The following is an 18,994-nucleotide window of genomic DNA, read 5'->3' as shown; positions in this document are numbered from 1 at the left end:
CGTCACAGCGTGGCTCCCCGGAATCGGAGCCCGGATCGCCTAACCTTCGGACACGATGGCGACCTTGCGGAGTATCTCGACGCGCGCGTTGATGCGCGGATCTTCCGTGCTTGCGGCGTTGACGATGCTCGCGGCACCGGCTGTGGTGATCGCGCCGACGGCAACGGCCGACCCGGTCGCGGCACCGGCCCCGGCACCGCCGCCGCCGGATTGCCCGTTCAAGGTGACGACGCCGCCCGCGGTGGACTCGTCAGAGGTCCCCAAGGCGGGCGATCCACCGCTCCCCCTGCCGGTGCCCACGAAAACCATCGGGGGCGAAGCACTCTCGGGGTGCGGCATCATCACCGCACCTGACACCCCGCCGGTGCCCAACGACATCTCCGCCGACGCCTGGGTGGTCGCCGACCTCGACAGCGGCGACATCATCGCCGCGCGTGATCCGCACGCCCGGCACCGGCCCGCGAGCATCATCAAGGTGCTCGTCGCCACCGCCGCGCTCAATGAACTGAATCTCAACAAGCGCGTCCAGGGCACCCAGGACGATGCCAACGCCGAGGGCACCCGCGTCGGCGTCGGACCGGGTGGCGTGTATTCCATCAACGACCTGCTGCACGGCCTGCTCATGCACTCGGGCAACGACGCCGCCCACGCGCTGGCCATGCAACTCGGCGGCATGGACACGGCACTGCAGAAGATCAATGTCTTGGCGGGCAAGCTGGGTGGCCGCGACACCCGGGCGGCCACGCCGTCCGGGCTGGACGGCCCCGGCATGAGCACGTCGGCATACGACATCGGACTGTTCTACCGCTACGCGTGGCAGAACCCGGTGTTCGCCGACATCGTCGCCACCAAGACTTTCGATTTCCCTGGGCGCGACGGTAATCCGACGTATCCGATCGAGAACGACAACAAACTGCTGGACAACTACCCTGGCGCACTCGGCGGCAAGACCGGCTACACCGACGACGCCGGGCAGACCTTCGTCGGCGCAGCCAATCGCGACGGACGTCGCCTGGTCGCGATCCTGATGCACGGCACGCGGCTACCGATCGCCCCGTGGGAACAGGCCGCCCATCTGCTCGACTACGGTTTCGCCACCCCGAAGGGAACCAAGATCGGCACGCTGGTGGATCCCGACCCGTCGCTGACGGCACCCAAGCAACCCGATGCGCCCTCGGCAGCGGAAGCGGCCGCGGTCCTGCCCGCGGCCGACGCGCTTCCGGTGCGGGTGGGCGTGGCGATCGTCGGGGGCATCATCGTGTTGCTGCTCATCATGGGTGCCCGGTCGCTGAATCGCCGCCCGCAGCTTTAGCCGTTCTGCTTGATGAAGCCGAGCGCTTGTTCGGCAACGTCGCGCCAGCCGCTGTCGATCACCAATGAGTGTCCACGGCCGGGGATCTCGACGATCTCGGTGACGTTGGGGTTCTTCTTGTTCCGCTTGTAGGAAGCGTTGGCGATGGCCCACGGGACCGTGTTGTCTTTCTCGCCGGAGATGACCAGCAGCGGGCCACGCTGTGGGTTCTTGGTATTGACCTTCGTCTGCGATCCGGGGTTGAAATTCGCGACCGCGGCCTGGAACAGCGGCGCCCCCGAGCCGGCCACGGAGTACTCGTCGTAGAGCCGGTTCGACTCGTCCTCGGACACGGCGTTGCCGAACGCGAACCGGAACTGCTTGCGGGTCAAGGCGATCGCGCGGCCGTAGTTGAGCGGATTGCCGAGGACCGGGAAGGCGGCCCGCAGCGCCGACAGCGGCAGCGGCAGCACCCCGCGGAACGGCGCAGGGTCGATGGCGACCGACACCGCCGCCAGCCCCATACCGGCGAGCTTCTGGGTGATCAGCCCGCCGAACGAGTGCCCGATCACGATGGGCTTGCGGTCGAGGGCGCGGATCACCTCGGCGTAGTGCTCGGTGATGGCGCCGACTGTCTTGTGCGCGAAAACCGAAGGGTCACGACGGGCGTCCGCAACCGTCGCCGGGTCGTCCGGCCAGCCCGGAGCCAGGGTGACGAAGCCCTGCTCCTCGAACAGTGCGCGCCAGTTGTCCCAGCTCGTCGGCAGCAGCCAGAGACCGTGGACGAAGACGACGGGCTGCGCGGACGAGCTGTTCGCGCGGTCGATCTCGGCCTGTTCACGGGCGGTGATGGTGGTGGTCATGGCAATCTCCTGTCAGTAGAAAGAACGGTCGTTCTGCGGGCTGTAACCAGGGCGCCTCCCGATCTGTTCCCATTTCGAAGAAAGAACGTTCTGCCTACCCGGCGTACGGTCGAGGTATGGACTCGTCGACCCCCGTCTCGCAGGCCCGCGAACGCCTCCTGCGCACCGCCGCGGAGCTCTTCTACCGGGAGGGCATCCACTCGGTCGGCGTGGACCGCATCCTCGCCGAGGCAGGAGTGACGCGCGCGACCATGTACCGGCACTTCGCGGGCAAGGAAGGTCTCGTCGAGGCCTATCTCGCGCTGGAGGACGCGACGATCCGCGGCTACTTCTCCGACGCCGAGACGCACGCCGGCCCCGACGACGACATGCTCGAGCTCGTGATCGACGGGATCGCCGAAGACATCGCGCGCTACCACACCCGCGGATGCCCGTTCATCAACGCCGCCGCCGAATACCCCGATCCCGACAGCAAGGTCCGCAAGCTCATCGCGTCGCACCGCAGCTGGTTTCGCGGCGCCCTGGAGGAGGCCGCGGCCGGCCGCGATCACCCAGCCGAGATCGCTGCATCGCTGGTGTTGCTGCGTGACGCCGCGCTCGTCGGCGGATACCTCGACGGGATCGGCAACACTCAGCGCGCGTTCACCCGCGCAGCCCGCCAGATCGCCGGGATCCCCGCCGAGACCCCTCCTGCCGAGCAGACGTGAACTTCCCCATTTTTGTCTGAAATTGGGGGAGTTCACGTCTGCTCGCCGAGGGAAAAAGTTGGCGAGGCTTGCCAGATTCTGACCGATCGGTCTAATCTCAGACCATGCGGTCTGACCGTTCGCAGACGTTCACCGAACAGGCTCGGCGCCGGCAGATCGTCGACGCGGCCATCGAGGTGATCGCGGCGTCCGGCTACGCCCAGGCATCGCTCGCGCGCATCGCCGCCCACATCGGTGTCGCGAAAAGTGTTGTCCTCTACCACTTTACCACCAAGGCCGAGATAATCGAGGCGGTGTTCGTCGACATCTTCGAACGTGGCGCCGCGGTCATCGTCCCCGCCGTCAACGCAGAGACCACCGCCTCGGTCCGGCTGACGGCCTATATCCGGGCCAACATCGCATTCGTCGCCGCCAACAGGTCCACTGCCGTGGCGATGCTGGAGCTGATGGCCGGGTACCGGGACCCGGACGGGCTGCGTCTCGATCAGGCGGCGGCCAAATCGGTGCAGGAGCACCCGCCGACCGGCGATCTGGCCGCCCTCGACCCGCAGACGATCTTCGCGCAAGGCCTGCGCGACGGCGAATTCCGTGAACTGTCACCGCAGTTCATGACGAACATCCTGCGCGGCGCGCTGGACAGCGCCGCCGCCGAATACGCCAGAGACCCCACCTACGACGTGGTGGGCCATGGCGAGGAACTGGTCGCGATTTTCCGACGCGCAACCACATGACGAGCGGAGGGGCACCATGGCAAGCGACGCACTGATGGGAAACGCACTGCTGGCGGGCGCGATCGTGCTGGCCGGCGGGGCGATCGGAGCGGGGATCGGCGACGGGCTGGCCGGCTCACAGTTCATCGCCGGGGTGGCTCGCCAGCCCGATGCTCAATCACGGTTGTTCACACCGTTTCTCATCACCGTCGGCCTCGTCGAGGCCACGTTCTTCATCAACATCGCCTTCATGGCGCTGTTCGTCTTCGCCACGCCGGGCGGGTAGATGGCGACCATCGGCGTCATCGCCATCGGCAGCCGTGGTGACGTCGCGCCGCTGACCGGCGTGGGGATCCGCTTGCGGCAGGCGGGGCATCGGGTCGTCGTGGTCAGCTACCCGTTGTTCGGTGACCTGATCACGGGTTGCGGCCTGGAATTCCGGTCGATCGACGCGGACGACGACAGTGCCGCCGATCTGGCCGATGTGTCACCTGCCGACGCCGTGCGGGGTCTGGCCGCGTTCCTCTCCCCCGGTGGCATGCGGAAACTGGGCGATCGGGTGCTGACTGCGCTGCGCGACGAGCAGGTGGATCTGTTGATGCTGTCGCCGTTCGCCGAGTTGGTCGGCCATCCACTCGCCGAGGCTCTCGGTGTGGCCAGCGTCGGACTTCGGTTGCAGCCGTTGTCTTCCACCGCCGACTACCCGCCGGCCGTGCTGGGATCGTGGTCGGCGGGTGGGCGCGGCAACCGTGCGGCCGCGCGATGGGGCGAGCGTCTGATCGACGGTATGTACCGCGGGACTGTCAACGGGTTTCGCACGGAATTGGGCCTACGGCGGGAGTCCACCCGACGGCTGCGGTACGCACGCACCGCATCGCGCTGGCCCATCCTGTACGGGTACTCCCCCACGGTGCTTCCACGGCCTACCGACTGGCGGCCGGGCATCGAGGTGGTCGGCTATTGGTGGCCGCCCCGGCCCGCCGGTTGGGAGCCGCCGGCCGAGCTGGTGCGGTTTCTCGACGACGGCCCCGCACCCGTGGTGGTCAGCTTCGGCAGCACGGTAACCAGTGTCGCGGCGGCCGAACGGGTTTCGCTTCTGGTGCGCGACTCCCTGCGTGCCGCCGGGGCCCGCGGCGTGATCCAGTCCGGCTGGGCCGGGCTGACCGCATCGGGGCCTGACGTGATCGGCGTGGGTGAAGTGCCGCACGACTGGTTGTTCGCCCGGTCAGCCGCGGTGGTCCACCACTGCGGGGCGGGCACGGCGGCGGCCGGACTCCGTGCGGGCGTGCCCGCGATCGCGGTGCCGAACCAGGCCGATCAACCGTTCTGGGCCCGACGGCTCAACACTCTCGGCGTCGCCCCGGCCGCGATCCCGCACCGTCGGCTGACCGCGGAAAATCTCGCGGAAGCCATCCGGATAACCTTGTCCGACAGCAGGTTCCGGGACAACGCCGCCGAGCTGAAAGCCCGCATCGACGCCGAAGACGGGGCCGGCCGGGTGCTCACCGTCGTCGAGGAGTTGCTCGCCTGACACTGCCGAGCAGACAGGTAGGTGCGTGAAACGCGGCGTGTCGGGGTGCCTCCGCGTCTGCTCGCGGAAAGAAAACACAGTCAGGCGCGGGCGACGAAGCGGAACCGGTCGCCGCGATACACCGATCTGGTCCATTCGACGACGCGTCCGGTTTTGTCCCGGCTGGTGCGGTGGACCAGCAGCAGCGGCTGCCCGGTCGCGATCCGCAGGAGCTCCGCCTGGTCCGGATTGGCCAGCGCGGTCTCGACGGTGTCCTCCACCGAGTGCACACCGCGGTCGTAGCAATCCCGCAGCGCCGCGTACAGCGAGCCGGTTTCGGCCAACCGCGCCTCAAGCCGCGGCAGCGCGCCCGGCAGGTGCGCCTCCTCGATGGCCAACGGCTCACCGTCGACCTCACGCAGCCGCGTCAGCAGATGGATCCGCTCGCCCGGCGCGATCTCCAGATGCTCCGCGACAGCGGGTTCGGCACGCACCTGCTCCAGCCCGAGGATTTGTGAAGTCGGTTGCATCCCTTCGGCTTTCAGATCGTCGGTGAGTGACGACAGCTGCCGGACGTGGACCACCTTGGGTGGCGCGACGAAGTTGCCGCTGCCCTGGGTACGGCGCAGGACGCCCTCCCCCGCCAGCTCCGCCAGAGCCTTGCGCAGCGTGGTGCGCGACGTGCCGAGCTGTTCGGCGAGCTGACGCTCCGGAGGCAGCGACGCGCCGCGGTCGAGTCCTGCGATGAGGTCGGCGAGCGCGAGCTTGACCTGGAAATACCGCGGCGGGGCAGGTTCGGCCATACCAGTTTTCCCTTACCTCTTGACGGACGAAATTGGTGTATGCCAATGTTACCTCCATCATATTGGCGTATACCAATTCGACCCCGTCACATTCATCCGAGAGGAACCGCCCGTGGGCACTACAGAAACTCGAAAAACCCCGCGGCTCGCGGTGCTGGTGGGGATCGCCGCCGCCAGCGTCGGCGTCATCTACGGCTACGACCTGTCCAACATCGCCGGTGCCATGCTGTTCATCCCCAAGGAGTTCGACCTCGACACCGCGGGCGTGCAGTGGATCACCACCATGGTGGTGATCGGTGAGATCGTCGGCGCGATCATCGGCGGGTGGCTGGCCAACCGGATCGGCCGCAAGAAGTCCGTGGTGCTGGTGGCGGTCACCTACGCGGTGTTCGCGTTGATGTGCGCGCTGTCGGTATCGGTGCCGATGCTCATGGTCGCGCGGCTGCTGCTGGGCCTCACCATCGGCGTCTCGGTCGTGGTGGTGCCGGTGTTCGTCGCCGAGTCGTCACCCGCCGACATCCGCGGGTCCCTGCTGGTCGCCTACCAGGTGGCGACCGTGGTCGGCATCATCATCGGCTACCTGGCCGCCTACGCGCTGGCCGCATCAGGTGGTTGGCGCTGGATGCTGGGCCTGGCCGCCGTGCCTGCCGTCGTCGTCGCCCTCATCCTGATGCGCATGCCCGACACCGCCCGCTGGTACTTGCTCAAAGGCCGCACCGAGGACGCTCGCCGCACGCTGCAGATGGTCGAACCCGCCGCCGACGTCGACGCCGAACTGGCCGAGATCAGCAGGGCACTGCACGAAGAACGCGGAGGGGCGTTCCGCGAGATGCTGCGCCCGCCCTACCTGCGGGCCACTGTGTTCGTCGTCGTACTCGGGTTCTTCATCCAGATCACCGGCATCAACGCCATCGTCTACTACAGCCCGAAACTCTTCGAAGCCATGGGTTTTCACGGAAACTTCGCGCTGCTGATCCTGCCCGCCCTGGTCCAGGTCGCGGCCCTGCTCGCGGTGTTCGTATCGCTGGTGCTCGTCGACCGGGTGGGCCGCCGCCCGGTCCTGCTCGGTGGCATCGCCATGATGGTGCTGGCCAACGCCCTGCTGATCGGTGTCTTCGTCGCCGGCGAGAACTTCGGCGGGGCATTGACGGCGCTCGGCTTCATCGGGGTGCTGCTGTTCACCGTCGGCTTCACGTTCGGCTTCGGTGCGCTGGTCTGGGTGTACGCGGGCGAGAGCTTCCCGTCGCGGCTGCGTTCGATGGGCTCCAGCGCGATGCTCACCTCCGACCTCGTGGCCAACGCGATCGTCGCAGGCTTCTTCCTGACCATGCTGCAGACTCTCGGCGGATCCGGCACGTTCATGGTGTTCGGCGCCCTGGCCCTGCTGGCCTTCGCCTTCGTCTACAAGTTCGCGCCGGAGACCAAGGGCCGCCAGCTGGAGGACATCCGGCACTTCTGGGAGAACGGCGGCCAGTGGCCTGTCGCGGCCACCAATGGCGCCGAGGCCGAGACGACCGGACGATGAGCCCCGCGGCGGTCCTCGGCCTGGACATCGGCGGATCCAAGACCCAGGCCCTGCGGGTGGAGAATGGCACCGTGGTCGCCGAGGCCCTGGCCGGGAGCGCAAACATCTCGTCGGTGGGTGTCGAAGAAGCCGGCAGGCAACTCGACGTCATCCTCGACCAGTTGGGCACCAACGACGTCAAGGCAGTCTGTGCGGGTGCGGCGGGCGTCGAAACCCCCGACGGCGAGGCCCGGCTGCGCGATCTGCTGGCTCGACGGCTGCCCTGCGCCCGCATCCGCGTGGTGCACGACAGCCAGCTGATCCTGGCCGCCGCAGGCGTCATGGACGGCATCGCCGTCATCTCCGGCACGGGCTCGGTGGCCTGGGGGCGCCGCGGCGACCAGCAGAGCCGGGCGGGCGGCTGGGGCTACCTCCTCGGCGACGAGGGCAGCGGCTACTGGGTGGCCCGGGAAGCGCTGCGGCGCAGCCTGATCCGTGCCGACCGGGGCGAACCCGCAGACCGGCTCGGCCAGCAGCTGGCCGCCGACTGCGGCCTGCAACTGCCCGAACAACTGCTCGACCATTTCTACGCCCAGCCGGACCGGCGATATTGGGCCGGACGCGCCCGCGTGGTGTTCGAGCTGGCCCGCGATGGCGACCCGGTGAGCCTCGATATCGTCGACGCCGCCGCCGCGGCGCTGGCCGAACTCGCGGTGGCGGTCGGCACGCGGCTCGGTTCACCCGGCCCGGTCGTGCTGGCCGGCGGCCTGGCCGTGCATCAGCCCGCACTGCAGAAGGCCGTGCGCACCCGATTGACCGAACAGCAGTTCACCGACGTCCGGGTACTGGCCGTCGACCCGGTACGGGGTGCGGTGGAATTGGCCCAACGACTACTACTGACATGTGATCCCGAGAAGGAGAAGAAGTGAGCAACCTCGAAGCCAGCCCCGTGAACGCCCCCGGCCACCTGATGGCCGCCGAGATCGCCGAACAACCGCAGGTGTGGCGCCGTCTGCTCACCGAAGGGCTCGACCCCATCCGGGCCGCTGCCGACCAGATCACCAAGGCCGCACCACGTTTCGCGCAGCTGGTGGCCCGCGGCACCAGCGACCATGCCGCGTTGTACGCCAAGTACCTGATCGAGATCAAACACGGTCTGCCCGCCGGGTTGGTGTCGCCGTCGACCGTCACGGTCTACGGCGCTCAGCCCGACCTGCGCGACGTGCTCTACATCGCGGTCAGCCAGTCCGGCGGTTCGCCCGATCTGGTGCGCTCGGTGGAGGTTGCCCGGGCTCAGGGGGCCTTGACGGTGGCAGTGACCAACAACGCCGAGTCCGACTTGGCCGCGGCCGCCGAGCTCCACATCGACGTGCTCGCCGGTTCGGAACGCTCGGTGGCGGCGACCAAGTCCTACACCGCCGAGCTGCTGGCCTTGCGCTTGCTGCTCACCGGCGGTGACGGGCGCGGTGCGGAGGCGCTGCCGGAACTCGGTGAGGCCGTGCTGGCCGCCGGCGAGCAGGTCCGCGACGTCGCGCAACGCTACCGCTTCGCCCAGCGGCTCATCACCACCGCGCGCGGCTACTCCTACCCCACCGCCCGGGAAGCCGCACTCAAACTGATGGAGACGTCGTACCTTTCGGCGCAGGCATTCTCGGGTGCCGACCTGCTCCACGGCCCGCTGGCCACCGTCGACCCACAGGTGCCGGTCCTGGCCATCGTGCCCGACGGCGCAGGCGGCCAGGCCATGCTGCCGGTGCTGGAGCGGTTGGCCGAGCGGCACGCCGACGTGTTCGGCGTGGGCGCACCTGCGGCACTGGGCGGGCTCGCCGGCGGCATCGCCTTGCCCGCGGGAGTGCCCGACGAGCTGTCCCCGCTGCTGGAAATCCTTCCGCTGCAACAACTTGCGTTGCATCTGGCGCTGGCCCGCGGCGGTGACCCGGACCAGCCGCGCGGGCTGCGCAAAGTCACGGAGACCCTGTGACACTGATCGCGGCGGGCACCGTAGTGACCGCCGACGGAGTGCACCGGCCCGGCTGGATCGAGACGGGCTCGGATCGCATCACCGGCTGCGGCGCCGGCGCTCCCCCACGGCCCGCCGATGTCGACTACCCGGATGCGGTCATCGTGCCCGGATTCGTCGACATCCATGTGCACGGCGGTGGCGGTGCCTCCTACACCGACGGCGTTGCCGACGAAATCGTCCGTGCGGCAACGTTTCACCGCAGCCATGGCACCACAACCACGCTGGCCAGTCTGGTCACCGCGTCGCCGACCGACCTGCTGCGCGAGGTCTCCGCACTCACCGAAGCCACGGCTGCGGGTGTGGTGGCAGGCATCCATCTGGAAGGGCCGTGGCTGAGCTCGGCACGCTGTGGCGCCCACGACGCCACGCAGCTGCGCGATCCGGATCCCACGGAGATCAAGGCCCTGCTGGCCGCGGCCGACGGTGCCGTACGCATGGTCACCATCGCACCCGAACTGCCCGGCGGCGACGACGCGATCCGGCTGCTGGCCGACGCCGGAGTCGTTGTCGCGGTTGGGCATACCGATGCCAGCTATCAGCAGGCCCACCGGGCGGTAGAACTGGGGGCCACCGTCGGCACGCATCTGTTCAACGCGATGCGCCCGCTACACCACCGCGATCCCGGCCCTGCCATGGCGCTGTTGGAGGACCCCCGGGTTACCGTGGAGTTGATCGCCGACGGTGTGCACGTGCATCGCGCGCTTTTGCGCCACGTCGTCGAGTTCGCGGGCGCCGAGCGGGTCGCACTGATCACCGACGCCATGGCCGCGGCCGGGCTGGCCGACGGGTCGTTTCGGCTCGGCACCCTCGACGTCGACGTCGCCGACCATGTCGCGCGAGTGCGTGGCATGTCGACCATCGCAGGCAGTACGGCGACGATGGACCGGATATTCCGCGCCGCCGTTGACTTTTCGACGTCCGATGACGCGCTGGCCGCCGCGGTACGGATGACGGCGACCACACCGGCCCGCACCCTGGGGTTCATGGACGTCGGCAGCATCTCACCAGGTCTGCGCGCCGATCTCGTGGTGCTCGACGCGGACCTTGCCGTGCGCGCCGTGATGGCGAGCGGTCAGTGGCTGGAAGAACCGGTCAGCCTCGACTCATCAGGGCTGTGATGGTCTCTGCGGCGGTCAGGGCCCGGGTCACCATGCCGACCCCCTCACCGGCGTTCACCGGTGTGGCCCGGCCTGCGGCGTCCACCAGCACACGTTCGGGAATGCTTGAAGGCCAGCCATATCCGGAGGCGATGTCGAATTCGGAGGTCAGTGTCGTCGATCCCGCGTCGGCGGCGAGCAACGCGTCTCGCGCGGCATCCGGCGTGATCGCCTCGACGCAGGTGGAGAACGCGGTGCCCACCCACGCCGCGGCGGCGCCGGCCGCCAGTACCGCGGCCACGCCGCGCGCCGAGGCGATGCCACCGGCGGCGAGGACCGGAACCTCGACCGTGTCGAGCACCTCGGTGAGCAGAGGCAGGGTGCCGACGAGCGGCTTACCGTGCCCGCCACCCTCGGCACCGCGGGCCACCAGCACATCCACTCCGGCGTCCACGGCGCGCCGCGCCGCGTCGACCGTCGCAACCTGCGTCGTCACCCGCACCCCGGCGTCGTGGGCCCGCCGCACCCATGCCCAGTCCTCACCGAAGCTCACGCTGAGCAGCGCGGGCCGAGCGGCCAGCGCCTCGTCGAGCAGCGCCGGCTGATTGCTCATCACCCAGTGCACGAGGCCGATGCCGAACGGTCGGTCGAGGGGTCCGAGGGCCGCGAGTTCGCGCTTCAACAACTCGGCCGTGGCGGCGCTGCCCATGCCGATCATGCCGAGTCCACCGGCCCGGGACACGGCCGCCGCCAGCCGACCACCGGCCGCACCGCCCATGGGCGCGTTGACAATTGGCGCATCTAGGCCCATCTCGCGCGCCCAGCCGGTAACCATGCTCACACCGGGCGATGCTACACTCGGGCCTGCCAGGATCTGGCACCGGACGAGGGTGGCACCGTACCCGGACAGCGACAAGACGGGCCTTGGAGGTCAGTCATGGCTTGGTGGATTCTGGTTCTTTCCGGTGTGCTGGAAGCGGTGTGGGCCACCGCGTTGAGCAAGTCCGCGGGTTTCACCCGCCTGGTCCCGTCGCTGATCTTCATCGTTGCGTTGGCGCTGTCGATGGGTGGTCTGGCCATCGCGATGCGAACCCTGCCCCCGGGTACCAGCTACGCGGTATGGGTCGGCATCGGAGCCGTGCTTACGATCGCGTTCGCGATGATGACCGGGGCCGAATCCGCGTCGGTGGTCAAAGTGCTGTTGATGCTGGGCGTCGTCGGCTGCATCATCGGGCTCAAGACCATCAGCTGAAGCCACACAGAACGTGACCGGCGAGGATGTGGCGATCGGCGTGTACCTCACACTGCCTGTCGCGGCGTGGGCCCAGACCGGCGACTAACCGCCTCGCCGAAAACGCACCGGCAAGCCGCCGGCGGCGGCAGGATCCGGATATGAGTTCCGACGCACGTGTACAGCAATTCAAGGAACGCCGCGACCGGATCGCCGACGAGTACCTCAAACCCTCCGGCGCCCGCCCGCCGTCGTCGGCACGGGGTCTTCATCACACCGCGCTGGTCAGTGGCGATGTGGAGCGCACCGTCCGGTTCTATCAGGGCCTGCTGGAGTTCCCGCTGACCGAGATCATCGAGAACCGCGACTATCCGGGCTCGACGCATTTCTTCTTCGACATCGGCAACGGAAACCTGCTGGCGTTCTTCGATTTTCCGGGTCTCGACGTCAGCCCGTACCAAGAGGTGCTCGGCGGCCTGCACCACATCGCGATCAGTGTCGAACCCGAGCGCTGGCAGCATCTGCGCGACAAGCTCACCGCCGCAGGCGTGGACCTCGCCGAACACAGCGAGGTGTCCCTGTACTTCCGCGACCCTGACGGCGCGCGCATCGAACTCATCGCCGACCCGCTGGGCGAGATGTACGGGTCGAAGGTGCTCTGAGGCCCGCTAGCGCCGCAGCAGGCGCGAAATACCCAGGGCGCCAATCGCACCGGCTACCGCGGCGGCGATCAGACCGGAGGCACCCGGCCCCTCGTTGATCTGCACCCGCGTGGTGATCTGCGCAGGGTCGGGCGGCGGTACGGGTTGTTCGGCCAGGCTCTCCGCCGACGTCGCGGCCCACGCCGTGGCGAACAGGATCAGCCGTGCAGTGACATACGCGAACACCATGAGGCCCACCACGGGGCCGAAGGTCGCCCCCGCGGGGCCACGGGTGACCGATTGCAGGTAGATCGACGCCACCTGCTTGAACAGCTCGAACCCGACGGCGGCCAGCAGCCCGGCCCGCAGAGCGCTGCGGAAGTGCACGGACTCGCGTGGCAACCGGGCGATGATCAAACTGAACAGCATCCACGAGATCAGCACCGAAACCAGGATGGACGCCACCCGCAGGCCGCCGCCGAGGGCCGCGAAGTCATGTAAACCTATCCACCGCAACACTTTCCGCATCAACTCTGGGTCGCCCAGTGCGGTGAGCGCGATGGTGAGCACCATCGCCAGAAACGCCGAGACCAGGGCCACCAGGTCCGACAGCTTGGTGCCGACGAAACTGGCATCGTTCTTGTGCTGCAGCCACATCTGGCTCAACGCCTCGCGCAGGTTGGCCATCCAGCCGAGCCCCGCCCAGGCTGCGGTGGCCAGACCGATCACGCCGACGGTGCCGCGGGATGCGATCGCGGAGTCCATCAGGGTGACCAACTGATGGCCGAGGTCACCGGAGACCACCGACCGGATCCGGTTCTCGATGTCGGCGAGCAGGTCGGGCTTGCTGGCCAACACGAAGCCGCCGAGCGCGAACCCGACCATCAGCAGAGGGAACAGCGAGAAGATGGTGAAGTAGGTGATCCCGGCGGCGTAGAAGTTGCCGTTGCAGTCGTTATAGCGATCCTGGGCCCGCATCACCCGGTCGAACCACGGAAATCGAGTCCGCAGCCGGTCAAGGAATCCCGGTTTCTCCTGCTCGTTCACGCACCACCCTCCCCCGGGCGCCTACGACGTTTGCTGAAGAAACCCTATCGCGTCGTAAACCCGGGCGAGGGTCTTGCCGGCAACCTCTCGGGCCCGCTCGGCGCCTGCCGCCAGCACCGAGTTCAGTTCGGCGGGGTCGGCCAGGAGCTCATCGACCCTGGTCTTGATCGGTGCGACGAACTCGACGACCACCTCGGCCGTGTCCTTCTTCAGATCGCCATATCCACGGCCGGCGTAATCCTGCACCAGCGTGTCGACCGCGGTCCCGGTGATCGCCGACTGGATGGTCAGCAGATTCGAGATGCCCGGCTTGTTCTCGGGGTCGAAGCGGATCTCACGCTCACTGTCGGTGACCGCCGAGCGGATCTTCTTGGCCGTGGCCTTGGGATCGTCGAGCAGGCTGATCAGGCCCGCGTCGGTGGCCGCCGACTTGCTCATCTTGGCGGTCGGATCCTGCAGGTCGTAGATCTTGGCGGTGGCCTTGGGAATCATCGCCTCGGGCACCACGAAGGTGCCCGGGAACTGACCGTTGAGCCGTTGTGCGAGGTCGCGCGCCAGTTCCAGGTGCTGGCGCTGGTCCTCACCGACCGGGACCAGGTCGGTGTCGTAGAGCAGGATGTCGGCAGCCATCAACACCGGGTACGTGAACAGCCCGACCGTCGCCGCGTCCGTGCCCTGCTTCTGCGACTTGTCCTTGAACTGCGTCATCCGCGAGGCCTGCCCGAAGCCCGTGAAGCAGCCCAGCACCCAGGCCAACTGGCTGTGTTCGGCCACGTGGCTCTGCACGAACACCGTGCTGCGGGCCGGGTCGATGCCGAGGGCCAGGTACTGCGCCGCGGTGACCAGGGTGCGCCGGCGCAGCGTCGCGGGGTCCTGCGGGACCGTGATGGCGTGTTGATCGACGACGCAGAAGAACGCGTCGTAACCGTCCTGCAGCTGAGCCCAGTGGGTGACCGCGCCCAACGCGTTGCCCAGGTGCAGGGAGTCGGAGGTGGGTTGGGCGCCGGAGAACACGACGCGTTTGCTTCCGCTAGTCATGATGGCGTCGATTTTCGCACTGCCGTCATCCGGTTTATTCACCGGTCAGCTGACGCAGCACACGCAGGAACACCTCGCGGTCGGCCGCGGCGAGTCTTCCCAGCCAACGCTCCTCACCGATCTGGATCTCGGCCTGCGCGGCGTCCTTGACGGCCCGGCCGGCGTCGGTGATGGCCAGCAACCGCACCCGGCGGTCCTCGGGATCCGGCCCGCGTTCGATGTACCCCTGCTGCTGCAGTTCGTCGAGGGTTCCGATGATGCGCGTCTTGTCCGCGCCGATGGCCTCGGCCAGGGCGGCCTGCGTGCGCACGGGCGCGTGGTCCAGTGCGAGCAGCACGACGTAGCCCCACATGCTCAGCCCGTGCGCGGTCAACACGGGCAGCTCCGCGGCAGCCAGTTCGCGCAGCAACGGGGCCAGCATCGCCGCCAGGTCAGGACGCTTCGCCACCGCGCCATCGTAGGCATTGTCAATTCATATGCTGCCGCTTATCGTATGCACATGCCTACTATCAACGCCGATGTCCGTCCCCACCACCGCCTCGCCGTGCTGCACTCCGTCGACGTCGTCAACACCGTCACGCGCGCAGACCTGGACCGGGCCACCCCGTGTGCGGGCTGGAACCTGGGAACCCTGCTCGACCACATGACGGTGCAGCACCGGGGCTTCGCGGCCGCCGCCCGCGGCAACGGCGCCGACACCGAACTCTGGCGACCCGCGACGGTCACCGATGCTGTGCGGGCCGATCCGGCCGGCACGTACGCCGCCGCAGCACAGGACGTGCTCGACGCGTTCGCCGCCGACGGTGTGACCGACGCGCAGTTCGCGCTACCCGACTTCGGACCGGGTGCGACGTTCCCGGGCGCGATGGCGATCGGGTTTCATTTCGTCGACTACGTGGTGCACGGATGGGACGTCGCCGCGACCATGGGCGTGCCCTACGAACCGGCGCCCGACGTCGTCGCCGCGGTCCTGCCACTGGTGATGATGATTCCCGACGGAGATTTCCGGGGTACTCCCGACGCGCCGTTCGGTCCGGCCGTCACTGCCTCCGGCACAACGGATTTCGAGAAGATCCTGGCGCACCTCGGTCGGCGGCCCGACTGGACTCAGGCGTAGTGCACGGTCACCGGTGAGTGGTCGGACCACCGCAGCGCATACAACTCGGCGCGATCGACACGGGCGCTGACCGCCCTGGCGGCCAGCCCCGGCGTCGCCAGGTGGTAATCGATGCGCCATCCCGCGTCGTTGTCGAAGGCCTTGCCCCGCCATGACCACCAGCTGTAGGGGCCGGCGACATCAGGATGCAGCCGGCGCACCACATCGACCCAGCCGGTGGCCAACAGCTCGGTCAGCCACTGGCGTTCGGCAGGCAGGAACCCGGCCTTCTTGACGTTGCCCTTCCAGTTCTTGATGTCGTTCTCGGTATGGGCGATGTTCCAGTCCCCACACACGACTGCTTCGCGACGTTTGCGCCGCAACACGGCCATCCGGTCGGCGACCGTGGCCATGAACCGCTCCTTCTCGAGCTGGCGGTCGGTCTCGGCCTCTCCGGTCGGGAAGTACACACTGACCACCGTCGCGCCGGCCGTGTCGGCCTCCAGATAGCGCCCGTGCGCGTTGAACTCGTCGGATTCCAGCAGCCGGACGGCGGTGATGGGATGGCGCGACAGCACGGCAACGCCGTTGCGGCCCTTCACATGCGGCTCGGCCGACGCCAGCGACCAGCCGTCGGCCAGGGCCGGGGCCAGCGCGTCGGCGAGCTGCTCGTCGTCGGCCCGCGTCTCCTGCAGACAGATCACCTCGGCGTCGGTCTCCTTGAGCCACGGCAGCAGGCCGAGGTTCTCGGTGGAGCGCTGCTTGACCGCGGCGCGAATGCCGTTGACGTTGATGGTGCTGACGATCAGCGAGCCTGGTGATGTCACGGCCGAGACCCTACCGACCCGCACCGACACACCCTTGCGGTACCGGCGGTATCACCTTAATGTCGGGCAAATGGCCGAACGCGCACCGATCCACCTTGGCGCCGACAACCCGGATTCCGAGCCGGTCCTGCTGCTGCACCCGTTCCTGCTGTCACAGAGCGTGTGGAAATACGTCGCCCCGCGACTCGCCGAGCGCTACGAGGTGTTCGCCCCGACCATGTCGGGGCACAACGGCGGCAACCCGGGACCAGCACTGCTCGACGTGGCGTCGCTGGCCGATGACGTCGAGCGCCGCCTCGACGAACTCGGCTGGGGCACAGCCCATATCGTCGGGAACTCACTGGGCGGGTGGGTCGCCTTCGAACTCGATCGGCGCGGGCGGGCGCGCACCCTCACCGGCATCGCGCCCGCGGGCGGCTGGGCCCGGTTCACGCCCGTCAAGTACGAGATCATCGCCAAATTCATGGCCGCGCTGCCCATCGTGGTCGCCACCGCCCTGCTCCGGCAGCGGGTGCTGAGCCTGCCGTTCGCACGGCAGATCACCTACCTGGCCGTCAGCGCAACCGCGGAGGGCCTCAACGACGGGGACCGCCGCGACCTCGTCGACGACGTGGCGCACTGCCGCGCCTACTACAAGCTGATGATCAGGGCACTCACCACGCCGGGCCTGCTGGAGATCGCACATTCACGCACCCCGACCCAGCTGGTGATCTGCGAGAAGGATCGGGTGCTGCCGGCACCCCGGTTCACGCGGCATTTCACCGACAGCCTCGCGCCCGGTTCGGTGATCAAGCGCCTCGACGGCGTCGGCCACGTCCCGATGTTCGAGGCTCCCACCACGATCACCGACGTGATCAGCGAGTTCATCGATCACAACACCGGCACGGCCCGCGCGACGGGCTGATCCCGCGACTACCCCTCCAGCGCGCGCTTCAGATGCTCGGCGATGGTCCCCAGGAAGGCCTCGCTGGTCTGCCAGGCCTGGTCCGGGCCGATCAGCAACGCGAGGTCCTTGGTCATCGAACCGCCCTCGACCGTCTCGATGACCACGTGCTCGAGCGTCTCGGCGAAGTGCGCCACCGCCGGGGTGTTGTCCAGCTTGGCCCGGTGCTCCAGACCGCGGGTCCAGGCGAAGATCGACGCGATCGGGTTGGTGGAGGTCGGCTTGCCCTGCTGGAACTGGCGGTAGTGCCGCGTGACCGTGCCGTGGGCGGCCTCCGCCTCGACGGTCTTGCCGTCCGGCGTCATCAGCACCGAGGTCATCAGCCCGAGCGAGCCGTAACCCTGTGCGACGGTGTCGGATTGGACGTCACCGTCGTAGTTCTTGCAGGCCCAGACGTAGCCGCCCTCCCACTTCAGGCAGGAGGCCACCATGTCGTCGATCAGGCGGTGTTCGTAGGTCAGGCCGCGCTTGTCGAACTCCGCCTTGAACTCCTCGTCGAAGATGCGCTGGAACTCGTCCTTGAACATCCCGTCGTAGCCCTTGAGGATGGTGTTCTTGGTCGACAGGTACACCGGGTAATCCTGTTGCAGCCCATAGGAGAACGACGCCCTGGCGAAGTCCTGGATCGACTTGCGGAAGTTGTACATGCCCATGATGACGCCGCCGTCCTCCGGGATGTGGACGACCTCGTGCACCATCGGCTCGCTGCCGTCGTCCGGGGTGAACGTCACGGTGAAGGTGCCGGGCTTGTCGACCTTGGTGTTGAAGGCGCGGTACTGGTCGCCGAACGCGTGGCGGCCGATGATGATCGGCTTGGTCCAGCCGGGGACCAGCCGCGGCACGTTCTTGATCACGATCGGGGCGCGGAAGATGGTGCCGCCCAGGATGTTCCGGATGGTGCCGTTGGGCGAGAGCCACATCTTCTTGAGGTTGAACTCCTTGACCCGCGCCTCGTCGGGCGTGATGGTCGCGCACTTGACGCCCACCCCGTGGCGCTTGATGGCGTTGGCCGCGTCGATGGTGACCTGGTCGTCGGTCGCGTCGCGGTGTTCGATGCCGAGGTCGTAGTAGTCCAGGTCGATGTCGAGGTACGGCAGGATCAGCTGATCCTTGATCATCTGCCAGATGATGCGGGTCATCTCGTCACCGTCGAGTTCGGCGACAGTGCCTTCGACTTTGATCTTGGACATGTGAGCCCGCACCCTCCTGCTCGTCGAACGTCTCTCGCGGCCACCCTACAAGGGCGCGCAGCCTCGATGACGTGGCCGCTTTCTTACCCGGGAGTAGCGTGCCGGCACCGCGGCGGCGCGGATTGCAACACGTTCCAGGCGGCCACGGCACCGACCCGCCAGGACGACCACTTGGTTCCCGCCCGCCGTCATGAGATATTCTTGGACGCGGTCATGAGCGCCAGCGATAAGCCCCGGCTTGCTGGCCGGCAACCCTCCAACCGCGGTGGGGTGCCCCGGGTGATGACCAGGTTGAGTAGCCGTCAGCGGCTGCAAGGCAAGCGCGGGTCCGAAGGTACGGGCCCCCAGAGAGACAGGGAAACCTGATGGAGGCCACCCATGTGCTGTCGTCCGTGAACTGTTCGCGTCCGTCCGCCGTCTGCACGTGCAGGCGCGACGCCCGGTAGCCGATTCACCCGACTTCATAGGAGACA

Annotated in this window: 21 protein-coding genes and 2 riboswitches; of the genes, 13 read left to right on the top strand and 8 right to left on the bottom strand. The window is 68.0% G+C overall.

What is annotated here, in order from left to right:
* Nucleotides 1-55 precede the first annotated feature (55 nt).
* The gene (locus RMCB_RS20140) at nt 56-1,312 is read left to right on the top strand and encodes a D-alanyl-D-alanine carboxypeptidase family protein (RefSeq protein ID WP_072278507.1); all 1,257 of its coding nucleotides are present in this window, start codon (nt 56-58) and stop codon (nt 1,310-1,312) included.
* Here RMCB_RS20140 and RMCB_RS20135 read toward each other — a convergent pair.
* Nucleotides 1,309-2,154 (bottom strand): alpha/beta hydrolase, encoded by an 846-nt coding sequence (locus tag RMCB_RS20135; RefSeq protein WP_062830201.1) that lies wholly within the window; start codon nt 2,152-2,154, stop codon nt 1,309-1,311. The two genes, RMCB_RS20140 and RMCB_RS20135, sit on opposite strands and share 4 nt — an antisense overlap.
* A gap of 116 nt (nt 2,155-2,270) precedes the next feature.
* On the opposite strand from RMCB_RS20135, the gene RMCB_RS20130 reads away from it, so the two are divergent.
* The 4 genes from RMCB_RS20130 to RMCB_RS20115 all read left to right on the top strand — a co-directional run bounded on the left by RMCB_RS20130 (nt 2,271) and on the right by RMCB_RS20115 (nt 5,102).
* Complete coding sequence (locus RMCB_RS20130; protein WP_062830200.1) at nt 2,271-2,861, top strand: TetR/AcrR family transcriptional regulator; 591 nt, start codon at nt 2,271-2,273, stop codon at nt 2,859-2,861.
* A gap of 104 nt (nt 2,862-2,965) precedes the next feature.
* The gene (locus tag RMCB_RS20125) at nt 2,966-3,592 is read left to right on the top strand and encodes a TetR/AcrR family transcriptional regulator (protein ID WP_062830199.1); all 627 of its coding nucleotides are present in this window, start codon (nt 2,966-2,968) and stop codon (nt 3,590-3,592) included.
* Nucleotides 3,593-3,608: 16 nt separating this feature from the next.
* Nucleotides 3,609-3,857, top strand: coding sequence for a F0F1 ATP synthase subunit C (locus RMCB_RS20120; protein WP_029367788.1), 249 nt, complete (start codon nt 3,609-3,611; stop codon nt 3,855-3,857).
* A complete protein-coding gene (locus RMCB_RS20115) occupies nt 3,858-5,102 on the top strand; it encodes a glycosyltransferase (RefSeq protein WP_062830198.1) in 1,245 nt (414 codons plus the stop codon).
* 80 nt (nt 5,103-5,182) lie between these two features.
* Here the strand turns inward: RMCB_RS20115 and RMCB_RS20110 are convergent, their stop codons facing one another.
* Nucleotides 5,183-5,884, bottom strand: a complete 702-nt coding sequence (locus RMCB_RS20110) for a GntR family transcriptional regulator (protein WP_062830197.1) — start codon at nt 5,882-5,884, stop codon at nt 5,183-5,185.
* Nucleotides 5,885-5,978: 94 nt separating this feature from the next.
* Between RMCB_RS20110 and RMCB_RS20105 the strand changes: the two genes are divergently transcribed.
* Genes RMCB_RS20105 through nagA form a run of 4 tightly spaced genes read left to right on the top strand, consistent with a single transcriptional unit; the run spans nt 5,979 to nt 10,529 of the window.
* Entirely contained in the window at nt 5,979-7,409 is a 1,431-nt protein-coding gene (locus tag RMCB_RS20105) for a sugar porter family MFS transporter (protein ID WP_308213627.1), read from the top strand.
* Complete coding sequence (locus RMCB_RS20100; protein WP_062830195.1) at nt 7,406-8,317, top strand: N-acetylglucosamine kinase; 912 nt, start codon at nt 7,406-7,408, stop codon at nt 8,315-8,317. The genes RMCB_RS20105 and RMCB_RS20100 overlap by 4 nt, the downstream gene beginning before the upstream one ends.
* Nucleotides 8,318-8,358: 41 nt before the next feature.
* Entirely contained in the window at nt 8,359-9,369 is a 1,011-nt protein-coding gene (locus tag RMCB_RS20095; RefSeq protein ID WP_201028322.1) for an SIS domain-containing protein, read from the top strand.
* Complete coding sequence (gene nagA, locus RMCB_RS20090; RefSeq protein WP_062830193.1) at nt 9,366-10,529, top strand: N-acetylglucosamine-6-phosphate deacetylase; 1,164 nt, start codon at nt 9,366-9,368, stop codon at nt 10,527-10,529. The genes RMCB_RS20095 and nagA overlap by 4 nt, the downstream gene beginning before the upstream one ends.
* Here the strand turns inward: nagA and RMCB_RS20085 are convergent.
* A complete protein-coding gene (locus tag RMCB_RS20085) occupies nt 10,504-11,319 on the bottom strand; it encodes a nitronate monooxygenase (RefSeq protein WP_084388557.1) in 816 nt (271 codons plus the stop codon). The genes nagA and RMCB_RS20085 overlap by 26 nt on opposite strands.
* A 50-nt stretch (nt 11,320-11,369) precedes the next feature.
* Nucleotides 11,370-11,434, top strand: a riboswitch (guanidine-III (ykkC-III) riboswitch).
* An 11-nt stretch (nt 11,435-11,445) separates the two neighbouring features.
* Here RMCB_RS20085 and RMCB_RS20080 point away from each other — a divergent pair.
* Entirely contained in the window at nt 11,446-11,760 is a 315-nt protein-coding gene (locus RMCB_RS20080; protein ID WP_029367777.1) for a DMT family transporter, read from the top strand.
* 140 nt (nt 11,761-11,900) lie between these two features.
* On the top strand, nt 11,901-12,401 hold the full coding sequence (locus RMCB_RS20075) for a VOC family protein (protein WP_062830192.1): 501 nt from the start codon (nt 11,901-11,903) through the stop codon (nt 12,399-12,401).
* A gap of 6 nt (nt 12,402-12,407) precedes the next feature.
* Here the strand turns inward: RMCB_RS20075 and yhjD are convergent, their stop codons facing one another.
* From yhjD to RMCB_RS20060, 3 genes are read right to left on the bottom strand one after another with little or no spacing between them, the layout of a single operon-like run.
* Nucleotides 12,408-13,427: an inner membrane protein YhjD gene (gene yhjD, locus RMCB_RS20070; protein ID WP_062830191.1), complete on the bottom strand. Its 1,020-nt coding sequence runs from the start codon at nt 13,425-13,427 to the stop codon at nt 12,408-12,410.
* 21 nt (nt 13,428-13,448) lie between these two features.
* Nucleotides 13,449-14,465, bottom strand: coding sequence for a tryptophan--tRNA ligase (trpS, locus tag RMCB_RS20065; RefSeq protein ID WP_029367774.1), 1,017 nt, complete (start codon nt 14,463-14,465; stop codon nt 13,449-13,451).
* 34 nt (nt 14,466-14,499) lie between these two features.
* Complete coding sequence (locus tag RMCB_RS20060) at nt 14,500-14,886, bottom strand: MarR family winged helix-turn-helix transcriptional regulator (protein ID WP_062830288.1); 387 nt, start codon at nt 14,884-14,886, stop codon at nt 14,500-14,502.
* 72 nt (nt 14,887-14,958) lie between these two features.
* Here RMCB_RS20060 and RMCB_RS20055 point away from each other — a divergent pair, with 72 nt between their 5' ends.
* A complete protein-coding gene (locus tag RMCB_RS20055) occupies nt 14,959-15,582 on the top strand; it encodes a TIGR03086 family metal-binding protein (RefSeq protein WP_062830190.1) in 624 nt (207 codons plus the stop codon).
* Here the strand turns inward: RMCB_RS20055 and RMCB_RS20050 are convergent.
* A complete protein-coding gene (locus RMCB_RS20050; RefSeq protein ID WP_029367769.1) occupies nt 15,573-16,370 on the bottom strand; it encodes an exodeoxyribonuclease III in 798 nt (265 codons plus the stop codon). The genes RMCB_RS20055 and RMCB_RS20050 overlap by 10 nt on opposite strands.
* Nucleotides 16,371-16,458: 88 nt before the next feature.
* On the opposite strand from RMCB_RS20050, the gene RMCB_RS20045 reads away from it, so the two are divergent.
* Nucleotides 16,459-17,292 (top strand): epoxide hydrolase EphH, encoded by an 834-nt coding sequence (locus RMCB_RS20045; RefSeq protein ID WP_062830189.1) that lies wholly within the window; start codon nt 16,459-16,461, stop codon nt 17,290-17,292.
* Between the two features lie 8 nt (nt 17,293-17,300).
* Here RMCB_RS20045 and RMCB_RS20040 read toward each other — a convergent pair whose 3' ends face one another.
* Entirely contained in the window at nt 17,301-18,521 is a 1,221-nt protein-coding gene (locus RMCB_RS20040) for an NADP-dependent isocitrate dehydrogenase (RefSeq protein WP_062830188.1), read from the bottom strand.
* A gap of 209 nt (nt 18,522-18,730) precedes the next feature.
* Nucleotides 18,731-18,850, top strand: a riboswitch (SAM riboswitch).
* Nucleotides 18,851-18,994 lie beyond the last annotated feature (144 nt).

The organism is Mycolicibacterium brisbanense, assembly GCF_001570425.1.
Taxonomy (GTDB): domain Bacteria; phylum Actinomycetota; class Actinomycetes; order Mycobacteriales; family Mycobacteriaceae; genus Mycobacterium; species Mycobacterium brisbanense.
This window is presented reverse-complemented; position numbering and strand designations above follow the sequence as displayed.

What these genes read in the sequence shown, in the direction of transcription:
- RMCB_RS20080 (WP_029367777.1), top strand. Translation starts at nt 11,446, where the DNA reads ATGGCTTGGTGGATTCTGGTTCTTTCCGGTGTGCTGGAAGCGGTGTGG.
- RMCB_RS20130 (WP_062830200.1), top strand. Translation starts at nt 2,271, where the DNA reads ATGGACTCGTCGACCCCCGTCTCGCAGGCCCGCGAACGCCTCCTGCGC.
- RMCB_RS20060 (WP_062830288.1), bottom strand. Translation starts at nt 14,886, where the DNA reads ATGCTGGCCCCGTTGCTGCGCGAACTGGCTGCCGCGGAGCTGCCCGTG.
- RMCB_RS20045 (WP_062830189.1), top strand. Translation starts at nt 16,459, where the DNA reads ATGGCCGAACGCGCACCGATCCACCTTGGCGCCGACAACCCGGATTCC.
- RMCB_RS20115 (WP_062830198.1), top strand. Translation starts at nt 3,858, where the DNA reads ATGGCGACCATCGGCGTCATCGCCATCGGCAGCCGTGGTGACGTCGCG.
- RMCB_RS20095 (WP_201028322.1), top strand. Translation starts at nt 8,359, where the DNA reads ATGGCCGCCGAGATCGCCGAACAACCGCAGGTGTGGCGCCGTCTGCTC.
- RMCB_RS20140 (WP_072278507.1), top strand. Translation starts at nt 56, where the DNA reads ATGGCGACCTTGCGGAGTATCTCGACGCGCGCGTTGATGCGCGGATCT.
- RMCB_RS20085 (WP_084388557.1), bottom strand. Translation starts at nt 11,319, where the DNA reads ATGGGCCTAGATGCGCCAATTGTCAACGCGCCCATGGGCGGTGCGGCC.
- trpS (WP_029367774.1), bottom strand. Translation starts at nt 14,465, where the DNA reads ATGACTAGCGGAAGCAAACGCGTCGTGTTCTCCGGCGCCCAACCCACC.
- RMCB_RS20110 (WP_062830197.1), bottom strand. Translation starts at nt 5,884, where the DNA reads ATGGCCGAACCTGCCCCGCCGCGGTATTTCCAGGTCAAGCTCGCGCTC.
- RMCB_RS20040 (WP_062830188.1), bottom strand. Translation starts at nt 18,521, where the DNA reads ATGTCCAAGATCAAAGTCGAAGGCACTGTCGCCGAACTCGACGGTGAC.
- RMCB_RS20125 (WP_062830199.1), top strand. Translation starts at nt 2,966, where the DNA reads ATGCGGTCTGACCGTTCGCAGACGTTCACCGAACAGGCTCGGCGCCGG.
- RMCB_RS20135 (WP_062830201.1), bottom strand. Translation starts at nt 2,154, where the DNA reads ATGACCACCACCATCACCGCCCGTGAACAGGCCGAGATCGACCGCGCG.
- RMCB_RS20120 (WP_029367788.1), top strand. Translation starts at nt 3,609, where the DNA reads ATGGCAAGCGACGCACTGATGGGAAACGCACTGCTGGCGGGCGCGATC.
- RMCB_RS20055 (WP_062830190.1), top strand. Translation starts at nt 14,959, where the DNA reads ATGCACATGCCTACTATCAACGCCGATGTCCGTCCCCACCACCGCCTC.
- RMCB_RS20100 (WP_062830195.1), top strand. Translation starts at nt 7,406, where the DNA reads ATGAGCCCCGCGGCGGTCCTCGGCCTGGACATCGGCGGATCCAAGACC.
- RMCB_RS20075 (WP_062830192.1), top strand. Translation starts at nt 11,901, where the DNA reads ATGAGTTCCGACGCACGTGTACAGCAATTCAAGGAACGCCGCGACCGG.